General features: G+C 74.2%; 15 protein-coding genes and 2 pseudogenes. 14 read left to right on the top strand and 3 right to left on the bottom strand.

Going from position 1 to position 15478, the window contains the following annotated elements:
• Positions 1-40: 40 nt before the first annotated feature.
• The gene (locus tag ACIREI_RS23315) at positions 41-1300 is read right to left on the bottom strand and encodes an MFS transporter (protein WP_403335873.1); all 1260 of its coding nucleotides are present in this window, start codon (positions 1298-1300) and stop codon (positions 41-43) included.
• A gap of 390 nt (positions 1301-1690) precedes the next feature.
• Positions 1691-2254, bottom strand: a complete 564-nt coding sequence (locus ACIREI_RS23310) for a hemerythrin domain-containing protein (protein WP_403335870.1) — start codon at positions 2252-2254, stop codon at positions 1691-1693.
• Between the two features lie 379 nt (positions 2255-2633).
• Here ACIREI_RS23310 and ACIREI_RS23305 point away from each other — a divergent pair, with 379 nt between their 5' ends.
• The 14 genes and pseudogenes from ACIREI_RS23305 to ACIREI_RS23240 all read left to right on the top strand — a co-directional run bounded on the left by ACIREI_RS23305 (position 2634) and on the right by ACIREI_RS23240 (position 14918).
• Entirely contained in the window at positions 2634-3626 is a 993-nt protein-coding gene (locus tag ACIREI_RS23305) for an NAD-dependent epimerase/dehydratase family protein (protein WP_403335867.1), read from the top strand.
• 42 nt (positions 3627-3668) lie between these two features.
• A complete protein-coding gene (locus ACIREI_RS23300) occupies positions 3669-5303 on the top strand; it encodes a carbamoyltransferase (RefSeq protein ID WP_403335864.1) in 1635 nt (544 codons plus the stop codon).
• Entirely contained in the window at positions 5300-6370 is a 1071-nt protein-coding gene (locus ACIREI_RS23295) for a glycosyltransferase family 2 protein (protein WP_403335861.1), read from the top strand. The genes ACIREI_RS23300 and ACIREI_RS23295 overlap by 4 nt, the downstream gene beginning before the upstream one ends.
• Positions 6367-6969 (top strand): D-glycero-alpha-D-manno-heptose-1,7-bisphosphate 7-phosphatase, encoded by a 603-nt coding sequence (locus ACIREI_RS23290; RefSeq protein WP_403335858.1) that lies wholly within the window; start codon positions 6367-6369, stop codon positions 6967-6969. The genes ACIREI_RS23295 and ACIREI_RS23290 overlap by 4 nt, the downstream gene beginning before the upstream one ends.
• Positions 6966-7973 (top strand): glycosyltransferase family 9 protein, encoded by a 1008-nt coding sequence (locus tag ACIREI_RS23285; RefSeq protein WP_403335855.1) that lies wholly within the window; start codon positions 6966-6968, stop codon positions 7971-7973. The genes ACIREI_RS23290 and ACIREI_RS23285 overlap by 4 nt, the downstream gene beginning before the upstream one ends.
• On the top strand, positions 7970-8932 hold the full coding sequence (locus tag ACIREI_RS23280) for a glycosyltransferase (protein ID WP_403335852.1): 963 nt from the start codon (positions 7970-7972) through the stop codon (positions 8930-8932). Before ACIREI_RS23285 ends, ACIREI_RS23280 begins: the two co-directional genes overlap by 4 nt.
• Positions 8929-10164, top strand: a complete 1236-nt coding sequence (locus ACIREI_RS23275; RefSeq protein WP_403335849.1) for a glycosyltransferase — start codon at positions 8929-8931, stop codon at positions 10162-10164. The genes ACIREI_RS23280 and ACIREI_RS23275 overlap by 4 nt, the downstream gene beginning before the upstream one ends.
• Entirely contained in the window at positions 10161-10781 is a 621-nt protein-coding gene (locus ACIREI_RS23270; protein WP_403335846.1) for an SIS domain-containing protein, read from the top strand. Before ACIREI_RS23275 ends, ACIREI_RS23270 begins: the two co-directional genes overlap by 4 nt.
• On the top strand, positions 10778-12289 hold the full coding sequence (rfaE2, locus tag ACIREI_RS23265) for a D-glycero-beta-D-manno-heptose 1-phosphate adenylyltransferase (protein ID WP_403335843.1): 1512 nt from the start codon (positions 10778-10780) through the stop codon (positions 12287-12289). Before ACIREI_RS23270 ends, rfaE2 begins: the two co-directional genes overlap by 4 nt.
• Positions 12286-13257 (top strand): annotated as a pseudogene (locus ACIREI_RS23260) (glycosyltransferase family 9 protein); the annotation flags it as partial. The gene rfaE2 and the pseudogene ACIREI_RS23260, both read left to right, overlap by 4 nt.
• Positions 13258-13347: 90 nt before the next feature.
• Positions 13348-13770: a CBS domain-containing protein gene (locus tag ACIREI_RS23255; RefSeq protein ID WP_403335966.1), complete on the top strand. Its 423-nt coding sequence runs from the start codon at positions 13348-13350 to the stop codon at positions 13768-13770.
• 77 nt (positions 13771-13847) lie between these two features.
• Positions 13848-14075: a DUF6480 family protein gene (locus ACIREI_RS23250; protein ID WP_403335840.1), complete on the top strand. Its 228-nt coding sequence runs from the start codon at positions 13848-13850 to the stop codon at positions 14073-14075.
• A gap of 96 nt (positions 14076-14171) precedes the next feature.
• Positions 14172-14378, top strand: coding sequence for a DUF2180 family protein (locus ACIREI_RS23245; protein ID WP_403335838.1), 207 nt, complete (start codon positions 14172-14174; stop codon positions 14376-14378).
• Between the two features lie 346 nt (positions 14379-14724).
• A pseudogene (locus ACIREI_RS23240) lies at positions 14725-14918 on the top strand (hypothetical protein).
• 151 nt (positions 14919-15069) lie between these two features.
• On the opposite strand, the gene ACIREI_RS23235 reads toward ACIREI_RS23240, so the two are convergent.
• Positions 15070-15453 carry a VOC family protein gene (locus ACIREI_RS23235; RefSeq protein ID WP_403335836.1) on the bottom strand — a complete coding sequence of 128 codons (384 nt, stop codon included), beginning with the start codon at positions 15451-15453 and terminating at the stop codon, positions 15070-15072.
• Between the last annotated feature and the right edge of the window lie 25 nt (positions 15454-15478).

Raw genomic sequence — 15478 nt, 5'->3', positions numbered from 1 at the left:
CCCACGGGCCCGGCCCCCTCCCATGCGGTGCCGGGCCCCGTCAGGCAGCCGTGCCCAGCGCCGCCAGGCCCACGTCCCCGTCCTTCGTCGGCAGGGGCACCGGTGCCGGCGTCCGGCGGGCCCGCAGGACGAGGCCCGCGCCGATCGCGCCGGCGATGATCAGTCCGCCTGCCACAAGGGCTCCGCGGGCTCCCGCGAGTTCCATGAGCAGTCCCAGCGCCGGCGGGCCGCCGAGCCCCCAGACGGTGCCGATGCTGCTCCACACGCCGAGCACACGTCCGCGCAGGTGAACGGGCGGGTCGGTCTGCAGTACGGCGGTCCCCGCGGTGTCGGAGACGGACTCCACGACGGCCATCGGCAGCACCAGCACCAGCAGAACCGCCAGCGACGGGGACAGCCCCGCCGCCACCTGCAGCAGTCCGCCCGCGGCCGCCAGTGTGCCCACGAGCCGCACGGAGGGCCGGCGCAGCCTGGCACCGAGCACGGCGCCCAGGATCCCGCCGACGGCGAGGACCGTGGAGACGGTGCCGAAGGAGCCGGCGCCGCCCGCGAGCGGTCCGGTGACGAGGACGGCCAGGGTGAGGCCGTAGTTGCGGCCGAAGACCGAGCTGATCCCGGTGACGGCGGCGAGCGCGACCAGACGGGGCCGGCGCGCGAAGAAGAGCAGCCCCTGGCGCACGGTCATGTCCGGCTCCGGCTGCCCCCTCCCGGCCCGTGGCGCGGCGCGCACCTGGGCGGCGTGGCGAACCGCGCCGGGTGCCGGGCGCAGGAAGGGAATGACCGCGGTCACGAAGAGGAACGACAGGCCGTTCGCGGCGTACGCGGCCGCCGTGCCGAGGAAGCCGATCGTCACCCCCGCCAGGGCGGTGCCCACGAGCCGCCCCGCGTTGTGCACCAGCGCACCGACACCGATGGCGGAGGGGACGTCCGCCACGGGGACGAGATCGTTGCCCAGCAAGGCGCACGCCGGGCCGTCGACGGTGGCGATCATGCCCGTCACGGCGGCCAGCACCATCAGGGACGTCATGTCGAGCCGGTCCAGCGCCACCAGTACGGCCGTGGTGAAGGCGACCGCGCCCAGCAGCGCCTGGCTGACGGCGGCCGTCAGCTTGAGGGGCCAGCGGTCCACGGCCGTGCCGCCCAGCAGGCTCATGAACAGGGCGGGAGCGGCCTGGACCGACATCGAGAGTCCCGTCGCCGCCGCGGAGCCGGTGATCTCGAGGACCAGCAGGTTCTGGACCGTGAGCTGCATCCAGGTGCCGGCGTTCGACAGAAAGTTGGCGACGGACCACCAGCGCATGCTGCGGTAGCGCAGCGATCGCCAGGGCGCGCGGGACGCGCGCCCGGGCTGGGCGGAGACGGATTTCGGCGCAGGTGAGGGCTGGGCAGGGGTGGAAGACACAGTCGGTACCCGGAACCAGAGAGTCGGAGGAGGACCGGGGAACCGGAATCACCGGCTGCGCTGCGCGGAGGTTCCACCGAGTCGGTCACGGCGCGGACCATCGTGACAGACAGGACCCCCCGAGCGGCGGCGCCTGCCCTGTCACGCCGCCGCCCGAGGGGTCAACTGCCGGGGGGAATGCCCTGTTTCGTGGTCGAGTGTGCTTGCTCACAGCCCTCGGACGGGCCGGACCGTACGGGCGTCCCCCGGGGCGTGATCACTCCTTCTCGCGATCACTCCTTCTCGCGGTCAGTCCTTTTTGCCGCGGCCGCTCAGCGCGTCGCGCACGCGGTCCACCAGCCCGGCGCCCGGGGCCAGGAGTTTGTTGGCCGGCGGCTTGTCCGGCGCCGAAGGGTGCGGGCGGGTCGGGGCCATCTTCTTCGCCATGCGCACCTTGTCGCCCAGGTCGTCCAGCGCCTGCGGGGGACACGCCGCGCGCAGCTTGGGGAAGAGGTTCTGCTCCTCGTCGGCGATGTGCGAGCGGACCTCACTCATCAGCATCCCGATGAGCCGGTCGAACTCCGCGTCGCCGGCGTCGCACCCCTCCAGGTCCTTCATGATCTGCTCGGCCTTGGAGTGATCGTCGATCTCCTTGTCGGCGATGGCGTCCCCGCCCGCCACGTGCTCCCGCACGGCCGGGTAGAGGTACTCCTCCTCGGCGACCGAGTGCCGCACCAGCTCCATCGTGACCTGCTCGGCATACACCTTGCGGTCCTTCTCACCGGTCGGCAGCCCCTCGATGCGGCCGAAGAGCTCCTCGACCTCGCGGTGATCGGTCACCAGCTCGTCGATGACGTTCCCACCGTGACCCATGTCCTCCACCTCCAGCCTGGACAGCGGCGGCCCGGTCGGGCGCGCCGCGGCTCCGAGTGCCCGCCGTCGGCGGGCTCACACGGGAGTCGCGAGGAGCTGCGAACCGTCGCATAGTGGAGTCGGAATCAGCGTGTGAAGACGAACCGGCACGGGAACCCCGTGTCACCGCGTTGCCGAAAGTGGACGACCCACCGGGGCGGTCCTGCTGCTCAGCGCGATCCGCGACCTGATCTTTCATACGCGACAGCGCCGGAGGGCCTGCTGAGGCCTTCCGCGGCTGTCCCGAAATCTCCCGTACCGCGTTCTCCCGTACCGCGCCGATCGGTATGCCGGGGCGTGCGACCGCCGATGCGTTGTCGATGCGGACGAAGGAACTTCCATGACCGAACTTTTGCCATGTACATGGCGCCATGCTCTGGTGACGGGCGGTGCCGGTTTTCTCGGCAGCCATCTGTGCGAGCGGCTGCTGGATTCGGAAGTCGAAGTCGACTGCGCCGACAACCTGTGCTCCGGGTCACGCGAGAACGTAGCCCACCTCACGGAGCGCCGCGGGTTCCGGTTCGTCGAGTGCGACGTCTCCTCGCCCGACGCCGCCCAGCGGCTGCCGGGGCCGTACGACCTGGTCCTGCACTTCGCGTGCCCCGCCTCACCCGCCGACTACCTCCGGCTGCCGCTGGAGACGCTCGACGTCGGCAGCCTGGGAACGCGCAACATGCTGGCCGTGGCGGAGCGTGACCGAGCGCGTTTCCTGCTCGCCTCGACGTCCGAGGTGTACGGCGACCCCCTGCGGCATCCGCAGCGCGAGGACTACTGGGGCAACGTCAACCCGGTGGGGCCGCGCAGCGTGTACGACGAGTCCAAACGGTTCGCCGAGGCACTGGTCACCGCACATGTACGGGCGAGGGGCGCGAACGCGGGCATCGTGCGCCTGTTCAACACGTACGGCCCCCGCATGCGCCCGCACGACGGGCGTGCCGTCCCCACGTTCGTCAGCCAGGCACTGGCCGGCGAACCACTGACGGTGGCGGGGGACGGCCGGCAGACCCGCTCCCTGTGCTACGTCGACGACACGGTCGACGGCGTCCTCCTCGTGGCCGCGAGCCACTCGGTGCGCCCCGTCAACATCGGCGGCAGCGACGAGGTCACGGTCGGCGAGATCGCCCGTCGCGTGGTCGAACTGACCGGCTCCTCCTCCACGATCGTCCACGTCGACCGCCCCACCGACGATCCGCAGCGCCGCCGTCCCGACACCGGCCTGGCCCGTGAACTGCTCGGCTGGACGCCCCGCGTGCCCTGGGAGGAAGGCGTCAAGCAGACCATCGCCTACTTCGCCACGGCACAGCCGGACCCCGGGTCCGCCCCGCAGGCGTGAACCCCGCACTCCTCACCCCCGTACGCCGCACGGAGGCATCGCATGCGTGTCCTGGGAATCAACGCCCTCTTCCACGACCCCGCCGCCGCCCTCGTCATGGACGGCAGGATCGTGGCGGCGGCCGAGGAGGAACGCTTCAGCCGGCGCAAGCACGGCAAGCGCCCCGTCCCCTTCTCCGCCTGGGAACTGCCCGAACTCTCCGCCCGATGGTGCCTGGACCGGGCCGGCCTGACCCCGTCCGACCTGGACGCGGTCGCCTACTCTTACGACCCCGAACTCGCCCGCCCGGCGGAGTGGTTGGGCCTGAACGACCCCTGGGACCACCTGCGCCAGGAATACGCCCGCCGCGCTCCCGAGTTCCTCGCCGAGGCGCTGCCGGGACTCGACCCGGACAAGGTCCGCTTCGTCGGCCACCACGTCGCGCACGCCGCCTCCGCAGGGCAGGCCGGCCCGTACCCCGACAGCGCCGTGCTGGTGCTGGACGGCCGCGGCGAATGCGGCTCCCACCTCGCCGGCCGCTACGCGAACCGGGAACTCACCGTCCTGGGCTCGCAGTCGCTGCCCGACTCGATGGGCCTGTTCTACGAGGACCTCACCCAGCACCTCGGATTCCTGCGCAGCAGCGACGAGTTCAAGGTGATGGCGCTGGCCTCCTACGGCGAGCCCCGCTTTCTGGACCGGTTGCGCGACTACGTCCACCTGGACGGTCACGGCGGCTTCCGGGCCCGCCCCGTGCCGTGGGCGTCGCTGGTCCCGCCGCGCCCGGCGGGCGGCCCTTGGACACAGGACCACGCCGACATCGCCGCCAGCGCGCAGGCCTGTCTGGAGGAGGTCCTGCTGGGGCTCGCGCGGTGGCTGCACGACCGTACCGGTGAGGACGTGCTGACGCTCGCGGGCGGCGTCGCCCTCAACTGCGTGGCCAACACCCGGCTTTACCGCGAGACGCCCTTCCGCCACGTGTGGGTGCAGCCCGCCGCCGGGGACGCGGGCACCGCACTCGGCGCCGCGCTGCACGTCGCCGGCCAGAAGGAGGCCGTCGAGGCCATGCCGACCGCCGCCCTGGGCCGCGGCTGGAGCGACGACGAGCTGCGCGCCTGGCTGGAACGCGCGGCCGTGCCCTACGAAGAACCCGACGACATCGCCGCGACCGTCGCCGCCGAACTCGCCGAGGACGGCATCGTGGCCTGGTTCCAGGGCCGCAGCGAGTACGGCCCCCGGGCGCTCGGCCACCGCTCGCTGCTCGCCCATCCCGGCCGCGCGCGGAACCTGGAGCGTCTCAACGCCGTGAAGGGCCGCGAGGAGTTCCGCCCCGTCGCGCCCATGGTCCTGGCCGAGCGGGCCGCGGCACTCTTCGACGGACCGCTGCCCAGCCCCTACATGCTGTTCGTGCACGACGTCGCCGAGGAGTGGCGCACCCGCATCCCGGCCGTCGTCCACGTGGACGGCACGGCCCGCATCCAGACCGTGGACCGCCGGGACGAGCCCCTCGTCGCGCGCATGATCGACGGATTCGAGCGCCGCACCGGCCTGCCCGTCGTCGTCAACACCAGCCTCAACACCGCCGGCCGGCCCATGGTCGACGATCCGCGGGACGCCCTGGAGTGCTTCGGCTCCGCGCCCGTCGACCTGCTCGCCCTCGGCCCCTTCGCGATCCGGCGGAAGGAGGTGTTCGCATGACGGACGCCGCCGCCTACTGCGTCGTCATCCCGACGATCGGCCGCCCCTGCCTCGCCGACTGCCTGCGCGCACTCGCCGCGGCCACCCGGGATCACCCGCCCGAGCAGGTCGTCGTCGTGGACGACCGCCCCGAGCCCGGCGGCCCGCTGCCGCTGGACGCGGCCGGCGCACTGCGCGGACGGCTCCGCACCCTGCGCACCGCGGGACGGGGCCCGGCGGCCGCCCGCAACGCCGGCCGGCGCACGGTCCGTACGCCCTGGACCGTCTTCCTCGACGACGACGTCCAGGTCCTGCCCGACTGGTCCCGCCGCCTCGCGGCCGACCTCGGCGCGGCCGGCCCGGACACGGGCGGCATCCAGGGACGCCTGCGCGTCCCGCTGCCCGAGGACCGCCGGCCCACCGACTGGGAGCGGGGCACGGCCGGGCTGGAGCAAGCGGCCTGGGCGACGGCGGACATGGCCTACCGGACCGCGGCACTGGCGGCCGTCGGCGGCTTCGACGAACGGTTCCCCCGCGCGTTCCGGGAGGACGCCGACCTGGCCCTGCGCGTGCTGGGAGCCGGCTGGACGCTGCGGCGCGGCCGGCGCGTGACCCGGCATCCGGTGCGCCCCGCCGATCGCTGGGTGTCGCTGCGGGCGCAGCGCGGCAACGCGGACGACGTGCTGATGACCCGGCTGCACGGCCGCGACTGGTGGTCCCGGGCCGAGGCGCCCCGCGGACGGCTGCCCCGGCACGCGGTGGTGACCGCGGCCGCGCTCGCCGCCTGCGGCTGCGCGCCGGCCGGCCGGGGGCGGACCGCCGCCGTCGCCGGTGCCGTATGGGCGCTCGGCACGGCCGAGTTCGCCCTGGCCCGCATCCGGCCGGGACCCCGCACCCCGGACGAGATCGTCACCATGGCGGCCACGAGCGCGGTCATCCCCCCGCTCGCGGTCGGGTACTGGCTGGGCGGCCTGATACGCCACCGGAGGGCCGAGCCGCTGGACGTCCCGCAACACCCCACCGCGCCCCACGCGGCGGCACGGCGCACCGCCGTCCCGCGCACCGCGCCCTCGGGGAGCGCACCATGAACCGCCCCGCGCTCCACCAACCCTTCGGGGACGCCGCCTCCTTCCGCGGCCCGGCCCCCGTCGCCGCAGTCCTCTTCGACCGGGACGGCACCCTCGTCGAGGACGTCCCGTACAACGGCGACCCCGAGCTGGTGCGGCCGATGCCCGGAGCGCGGGAGGCGCTGGAGCTGCTGCGGGCCCGGGGCGTTGCGACCGGCGTGGTCAGCAACCAGTCCGGCATCGGCCGCGGCCTGCTCACGCACGCCGACGTCCGCCGCGTCAACGACCGGGCCGACGCCCTGCTCGGCGGGCTCGGCACCTGGCTGTACTGCCCGCATCTCCCCGACGCCGGCTGCGCCTGCCGCAAACCCCGGCCGGGACTCGTCGTCGAGGCGGCCCGCCGCCTACGCGTCACGCCCGGGGACTGCGTGGTGATCGGCGACATCGCCGCCGACGTCCGGGCCGCGCACGCCGCAGGAGCCCGGGGCGTGCTCGTCCCCAACGCGGCGACGCTGCCCGAGGAGGTCCGGCGGGCCCCGGAGACCGCCCGCGACCTGCTCACGGCGGTCCGCCGGCTCCTCGCCCAGGCACCCGGGACCGGGGGAGGTGGCCGGTCGTGAAGGCGCTGGTCGTGCGGCTCGACAGCTTCGGCGACGTCCTGCTCGCCGGTCCCGCGATACGCGCGGTGGCGGCGCACTGCTCCCGGGTGACACTCCTGTGCGGTCCCCGCGGCGAACCCGCGGCCCGGTTGCTGCCCTGCGTGGACGAGGTGATGGTGTGGGAGGCGCCGTGGGAGGGGTTCGACCCGCCCACCGTCCAGGAGGCGGACGTCGACGCACTGGTACGGCGGCTGGCGGCGCAGGCGTTCGACACCGCGCTCGTCCTCACCTCGTTCCACCAGAGCCCCCTGCCCACCGCGCTGTTGCTGCGTCTCGCCGGCGTCGGCCGGATCGGGGCCGACAGCGTCGACCACCCCGGCCGCCTCCTCGACGTACGGCATCGGCGGCTCCCCGGCCGCCACGAGGCCGAGGCCGCCCTGGACACCGCCGCCGCCATGGGCTTCCTGCCGCACCCGGGGGACGACGGCCGGCTGCGGGTCCTGCCGCCGCCCGACACCGTCGCACTGACCGGCAACGGCCCCTACGTCGTGGTGCACCCCGGCGCCAGCGCGCCCGCACGGGCCTGGAGCCCCGCACGCTGCGCCGAGGCCGTGAGCCTGCTCGCCGACGCCGGCCACCGCGTCGTCGTCACCGGCAGTCCCGCCGAGAGGGACCTCACCCGGCAGGTCAGCGGCGGCACGGCGGTGGACCTCGGCGGCCGGACCGCCCCGGCCACTCTCGCCGGGGTGCTGCGCCTGGCCGACGTCGTGGTGAGCGGCAACACCGGCCCCGCCCACCTGGCGGCGGCCGTCGGCACCGCCGTGGTCTCGCTGTTCGCGCCGGTGGTCCCGGCCGAACGGTGGGCGCCGTACGGCGTGCCGAGCGTGCTCCTCGGCGACCAGCGGGCACCGTGCGCCGGCAGCAGGGCCCGCGAATGCCCCGTACCCGGCCATCCGTGCCTGGAGGAGATCACCGGCCAGGACGTGGTGCGCGCGGTGCAGAAACTGCTCAAGGAGAGCGCATGAACACCCTTGTCTGGCATGTGCACGGCTCGTGGCTCACCACGTTCGTGCAGGGCCCGTACACCTTCCTCGTCCCCGTCACCCCCGACCGGGGCCCGGACGGTCTGGGACGGGCCCGGACATGGCAATGGCCGCCCACGGTAAGGGAGTTGAGCCCGGCCGAGCTGCGCGAGGCCGACATCGACCTGATGGTGCTGCAACGGCCGCACGAGCTGGAACTGGCCCGGGAGTGGACCGGCCGCCGCCCCGGCATCGACGTGCCCGCCGTGTACGTCGAGCACAACAGCCCGCACGAGACGGCCGTGGACACCCGCCACCCGCTGGCCGGCCGCTCCGACATCCCCGTCGTCCACGTCACCCACTTCAACCGTCTGATGTGGGACAACGGACGGGCACCGACCACCGTGATCGAGCACGGGATCATCGACCCCGGACAGCTGTGGACCGGCGAGGAACGACGCGCCGCGGTCGTCGTCAACGAGCCCGTACGGCGCGGCCGCACCACCGGCACCGACCTGCTGCCGTACTTCGCCCGTACGGTGCCGCTGGACGTGTTCGGCATGCGCACCGAAGGGCTCGCCGAGCACCTGGGACTGCCCCCCGAACTCTGCCGCTGCCGGGACCTCCCGCAGAGCGCACTGCATCCGCGGATGGCCCGCTGCCGCCTCTACGTCCACCCCGTCCGATGGACGTCCCTCGGCCTGTCCCTGTTGGAGGCCATGTACCTGGGCATGCCCGTGGTGGCCCTGGACACCACCGAGGTGCGCCAAGCCGTACCCGAGGGAGCCGGCGTCGTCTCGAACCGGCTGGACGTACTCCAGGACGCCGTACGCGAATTCCTCGCCGATCCCGTGCACGCCCGGCTGACAGGGGAGGCCGCCAGGGCCGCGGCACAGGCCCGCTACGGAGAGCGGCGCTTCCGGGACGACTGGGAACGCCTGATCAAGGAGGTCACCCGATGAGCCCCACCTGCCTTCCGTCCGGACGCGTCGCCATGGTCTCCGAGCACGCCGGCCCCCTGGCCGCGCTCGGCGGACCCGACGCGGGGGGCCAGAACGTCTACGTCGCACAGCTCGCCCGGCAACTCGCCCGCCGCGGCCAGGAGGTCGTCGTGTACACGCGCCGGGACAGCCACCGGCTGCCGGACCGGATCACCACCCCCGACGGATTCACCGTCGTCCACGTGCCCGCCGGACCCCCGACGCCGGTTCCCAAGGACGAACTTCTCCCTCACATACCGGAGTTCGGCCGATGGCTGGCCCGCGAGTGGGAACAGTGGACGCCCGACGTCGTGCACGCCCACTTCTGGATGTCCGGCATGGCGGCACTCGACGGCGCCCGCGCCCTGGGCGTGCCCGTCGTGCAGACCTACCACGCGCTCGGCACCGTGAAGAAGCGCCACCAGGGCGCCGCCGACACCAGCCCGCCCGACCGCATCGCGATCGAGCGAGCCGTGGGCCGGGAGTGCGCCCGGATCATCGCCACCTGCCGGGACGAGGTACGCGAACTCGAGGCCATGGGCCTGTCCCGCGACACCGTCTCCGTCGTCCCCTGCGGGGTGGACCCCCGCCGGTTCAGCCAGGTCCGCGGCGCCCGACGGGGGCCGTACGCGCCCCGGCGGCTGGTCACCGTCGGCCGGCTCGTGCCCCGCAAGGGCTTCGACCGCGCGATCCGCGCCCTGGCCGGTGTGCCCCACGCCGAACTCCTCATCGCCGGCGGACCCGAACCCGCCCTTCTCTGCGCCGAACCCGAGGCCGAGCGGCTGCGGGCGGTCGCGGCCGAGTACGGGGTGGCCGACCGGGTGCGGCTGCTCGGCGGGGTGAGCCGCGAGGAGATGCCCCGGCTCCTGTCCAGCGCCGACCTCGTGCTGTCCCTGCCCCGCTACGAGCCGTTCGGCATCGTGCCGGTCGAGGCCATGGCCTGCGGCACCCCCGTCGTCGCCACCGCCGTCGGCGGCCAGCTCGACACCGTGATGGACGGCGTCACCGGTGTCCTGGTCCCGCCCGAGGAGGACCACGACATCAGCGGCACCGTCCGCGACCTGCTCGACCACCCGACCCTGCTCGCCCGCTACGGCACCCTCGGACGCCGACGCGTGCTCGCCCACTACACCTGGGACACCGTGGCCGACCGCGTGTCCCGGGTCTACGGCGCCGTCTCCTGCGTCCCCGCGCTCTCGGGAGCCGTCCGATGAAACTCGCCGCCGACACCGCACACTGCGACCAGCTGATGAAGGCACTGGAGGGCTTTCGCGCCTCCGTCCCCCTGGTCGAGCACTGGGGCGCCGGCCTCGCCGCGCGACTGGGCGACGGAGCAAGACTGCTCGCCGCCGGCAACGGAGGCAGCGCCGCACAGGCCCAGCACCTGACGGCCGAACTGGTCGGCCGCTACCGGGACGACCGCCCGCCGTTCTCCGCGCTCGCGCTGCACGCCGACACGTCCGCCACCACGGCCATCGCCAACGACTACGGAGTCCAGGAGATCTTCGCCCGGCAGGTCGCCGCGCACGGCCGGGCCGGCGACGTCCTGATCCTGCTGTCCACCAGCGGCGCCAGCGCCAACCTGCGCGTCGCGGCCACCGAGGCGCGCCGCCTCGGCGTGACGGTGTGGGCACTGACCGGCCCGGCGCCCAACCCCCTGGCGGTCGCCGCCGACGAGGCCCTGTGCGTGGACGCGGCCGTCGCCGCCACGGTCCAGGAACTGCACCTGGTGGCCGTCCACATGCTCTGTGAGGCCTTCGACCGGAGCCTTGGTGCCGGCCGGAGTTCCGCGCGAGGGTGGCCGGTCGTCGCGGGGGAGGAGAGCCCATGAGCGGCCCGGCTCCGCTGCTCGTCGTCGGGGACGCGCTGCTCGACCACGACCTGTCCGGCCGCGCCGAGCGACTGGCCCCCGACGCCCCCGTACCGGTCGTGAGCGGCGCCCGGCGCACCACCCGGCCGGGCGGCGCCGCGCTCGCGGCCTGCCTCGCCGCCGCCGACGACCGGCCCGTCACCCTCGTCACCGCTCTGGGGGACGACCCGGCCAGCGCGTCCCTGCGCCGCCTCCTGGCCGGCCGGGTCGAGCTGGTCGCGCTGCCCCTGACCGGCGCCCTGTCCAGCAAGACCCGGGTGCTGGCCGGGGGACGGTCGCTGCTGCGCCTGGACGACGGCGACGGCCGGGCCCGCCGGGCCACCGACGAGGCGTGCCGGGCGATCGCCGAGGCCGACGCCGTACTCGTCGCCGACTACGGGCGCGGCACCGCCGACGTGCTGCGCGACGCGCTCGGCGACGCGGTCAGGCGGGTGCCCGTCGTCTGGGACCCGCATCCGCGCGGCCGACAGCCCCTGCCCGACGTCCGGCTGGTCACGCCGTCGGCCACCGAGGCACGCGGCTTCGCGGACGCCCTGGGCACCGCGGAGCCGGAGGACGGTGGCGCCCTGCACACGGCGGCCCGGGACGCCGACACGCTGGTCAGGGCCTGGCGGGCGGCCGCCGTGGCGGTGACCCTGGGCGGGCGCGGGGCGCTGCTGTCGCACGGGGAGACACCGCTGCTGGTGCCGTCGCCGGTCGCGGCCGACGGCGATGCGTGCGGCGCCGGCGACCGGTTCGCCGCCACCGCCGCCGGGCTCCTCGCGGACGGCGAACTCACCGAGACCGCCGTACGGGGAGCCGTGCACGCCGCGACCCGGTACGTCGCCGAGGGAGGTGTCGGGTCGCTCACCATGAGCGCCGAGGACAGTGCGGATGCCACGGGCGCCGCCGATGCCGCCTATGCGGGGGACGCCGCAGCGCACACCACGACGACGCCTCAGGACCCGCCCCTCACACCCGAGCGCACCTCCACGGACGACGCGTTGGGCACGGCGGCCCGGGTGCGGGCCGCGGGCGGGACGGTGGTCGCCGCCGGCGGCTGCTTCGACCTGCTGCACGCCGGTCACGTCGCGTTGCTCCAGGCCGCCCGCCGTACCGGGGACTGCCTGGTGGTGTGCGTCAACTCCGACGCCTCGGTGCGCCGACGCAAGGGGGACGGCCGCCCGCTCGTCCCGCTGGCGGACCGGATCCGCGTACTGCGCGCCCTGGAGTGCGTCGACGCGGTCGCCGTGTTCGACGAGGACACCCCGGAGCGGCTGCTCGGCGAACTGCGCCCGCACATCTGGGCCAAGGGCGGCGACTACGCCCGCGTCGATCTGCCGGAGGCGGAGCTCGTGGCGAGCTGGGGCGGCCAGGTCGTCCTGCTGCCCTACCTCGACGGCCGCTCCACGACGGGCCTCGCCGAGCGTGCGGCGCTGGCCCCACGGCCGGTGGCCGCGTCCCCGGCGGCGCCGGACGGACGGAGGTGACGGTGACCGCCCCACCGCACCGGCCCCGCCTGCTGGTGCTGCGCGCGCTGGGACTCGGCGACCTGCTCGCCGGGGTTCCCGCCCTGCGCGGCATCCGCAGAGCCTTCCCCCGGCACCACATCGTCCTCGCGCTGCCGCCGTCGCTCACCGAGGCCGCCCTTGCCACCGGCGCCGTGGACGCCGTCCTCCCGGCCGAGGCACCGAACCGTGCCGTGCCGTCCCTGACCCACTGGCCGGGGGCGCCCCCGGATCTGGCCATCGACCTGCACGGCAACGGACCCGAGAGCCGAGACGCGCTGGCCGCCCTCGGCCCCCGCCGACTGCTGGCCCACGCCGAGCCGGAACCCGGCCTCGTCCGGCCTCCCGTATGGCGACCGGAGGCGCACGAGCGCGAGCGCTGGTGCGACTTCCTCCGGGCGTACGGCATCAGCGCGGACCCTGCCGAGGTACGGCTGCCGCCACCGGCCACGGCATCCCCCGCGCCGGGAGCCGTGGTCGTCCATCCCGGTGCGGAGGCCGCCTCCCGCCGCTGGCCGGCCGAGCGCTACGCCACCGTGGTGCGGACGCTGCGCGGCACCGGCCACCGGGTCGTGCTCACCGCGGGACCGAAGGAGGGCGCCCTGGCCGCGGACGTGGCCGCCCGCTCGGCGCTGCCCGCGCGGGACGTGCTGCGGGGCGGCCTGCCGTTCGACCGGCTGTCGGCGCTCGTCGCCCACGCCGCACTCGTCGTCAGCGGCGACACCGGCCTGGCCCATCTCGCGGTGGCCCACGGCACCCCGTCCGTGACGCTCTTCGGGCCGGTCTCCCCCCACCTGTGGGGCCCGCCCCCGTGCGAACGCCATGTCGCCCTGTGGAAACCCGGCCCACCCGGCGATCCCCACGGCGACCTCCCCGATCCGCGGCTGCTGCGGATCGAAGCGGGTGAGGTCGTCGCGGCAGCACTGACCCTGCTGGCCCCCGAGCAATCGGCGCGGACGTGGGAGCGCCGCCCGGCTGCGGGTACTCGGCGACTGCACGGCGGTGAACGGCACCGCCCCACTCCACGGAGGGACGATCCCATGACTCAGCATGTCCGCGACGTCATGACGGCCGACCCGATGACCGTCGAGCCGCAGACCTCAGTCCAGGCGGTGGCCCGGATGATGCGCGACGAGAACATCGGTGCCGTGCTGGTCACCGAGGGCGAGCGGCTGCGCGGGCTGGTCAGCGACCGTGACCTGGTGGTACGCGCGGTGGCCGAGGGCGGCGACCCGGACCGTACGACCGTGGCCCAGGCATGCAGCGAGGACCTCGTCACCGTCGGGCCCGACGACGACCTGGTCGTCGCGGTGCAGGTGATGCGCGAGCACTCCGTCCGACGGGTACCGGTCGTCGACCAGGAAAGTCACCCGGTGGGCATCATCTCCATCGGCGACCTGGCCATCGAGCGCGATCCCGACTCGGCGCTCGGCGACATCAGCGCCGCCCGCCCCAACCAGTGAAGGAAGGGCCACCTCTGGCAGGGCTTCCGCACAGGTGAGGACAAGGACACGACCCGTACGACTCCGGAGGGTGCGCCATGACCAGTCCTGATCCCGAGCCGTCACGAACTCCAGGACTCGAACCCGGCAGCGGGGTGCCACCCGGTGAGACCCCACCCGCCGAGGCAGGTGGCACGGCCGGCATCTCCCATCCGCAGCCCGAGCTGCGCAAGGGCTGGGGCGCGATGCCGCTCGTCCTCATCATGGCGGTGGTGGCCCTGGTGGCGATCGGGCTGATCGCCATGGTGGTGGCTCTGATCGCTTAGCCTCGGCGGCCCGGCCACCACACGCGGCGGCACGTGCCACACGAGCTGGACCGGGCATCCGGTCCAGCTCCCCCCGCTGACTGAAGGGCCCGGTCAATGAACTGCTACGAATGCGTACAGCTGGATCGCACGGTCGCCGCCGTCGCTGTCTGCTCCGTCTGCGGCGCGGGAGTATGCGCCGACCATGTGCGCACGGAGCGCAAGCAGCTGCGCGAGCCCGCGAATCCGGGCAAGGTGATCCACGAAGAGCCGGCTCGCCGGTTGACCTGCCCGGTATGCCGGCACGCGGAGGAGTCCGTGTGAGGACGTCGGCTCCTCCGGATTCGGGCGCGCCGAGCCTTGAGTGAGGCGTCGGCTGCATCGCCTTCCACGTGCCGTCGCTGACTCGTGCGCGAGCGGTGTGCACGGGTGCACCGGGTGGGCCGCGCGTTCGCGGCGTGTGGTCAGGACGCCGCGACCGCACGGCGCACCACATACGGCAGGAGTCCGCCGCTGCGGATACGGGATGGTGACCGGCTCGCCCAGCATCGCGGCCTGCCCCTCCAGGCCGCCCACTCCCCAGCCGACGACTCCCAGCGCGTTGGGTCGTCCTGCCGGACGACGCGGGCGAGGGTCTCCATGTTGACCTGGTGGATGATGCCGGTGCCGGGTGGGCAACGGCTGGGCGGGCGTCGTGGTGTACGGCGCCCGCCGGGACACCGCCGCCCTGGCCGGCATGGACCTCGGAGTTCAGGCGGGACGGATGCCGTCGACGTGCCGGTGACCTTCGGCGGCGTCACGTTCGCGTCCGGCGACATCCTGCACGCCGACACCGACGGAGTGATCATCCTGCCGTACTCCTGACAGGGGACCGCCCGGCTGGAGCGCCGCCCCGGGCCGTGGCCGCAAAGCAGGACAAGCTCGCCGTAGGCCACGAGGCGACCACGTCGGCCGCAGTACTCGACGAGTGGCTGTGACCGGTCGCCCCGGGGCTTTCGGCGCAAACGTCCGAGCCTTACGAAGAGGTCGCGGCGCGATCGGACTCACTGCGTAGGACGCAGAATTCATTGCCTTCAGGATCCGCGAGGACGGCCCAGCCCGCGCCCTCGGGCTCCCGGCGATCAGCGACCAGCCTGGCTCCGAGATCGAGCAGCCGCTCGATCTCCGCCTCGCGCGAGGTCGTCGGGCGAAGACACAAGTGGATCCGGTTCTTGACCGTCTTCGGTTCCGGCACCTGGTTGAAGTACAGCACCGGGCCCTCCGGAAGCATCACCTGAGTCTCCCGGTCGCCCGGCCTGTCCTGCGGATGCAGCGGACACCCGGTCACCTCGCTCCAGAACCGAGCCAGCTCATAGGCATCCGAACAGTCGATCGCCACGTTCTGCACCACCGAAATCATGCGGGTGAGCATGCCTGAGCGCCGC

It is taken from the genome of Streptomyces sp. NPDC093591 (genome assembly GCF_044764885.1).
In the GTDB taxonomy this organism is placed as follows: Bacteria; Actinomycetota; Actinomycetes; order Streptomycetales; family Streptomycetaceae; genus Streptomyces.
This window is presented reverse-complemented; position numbering and strand designations above follow the sequence as displayed.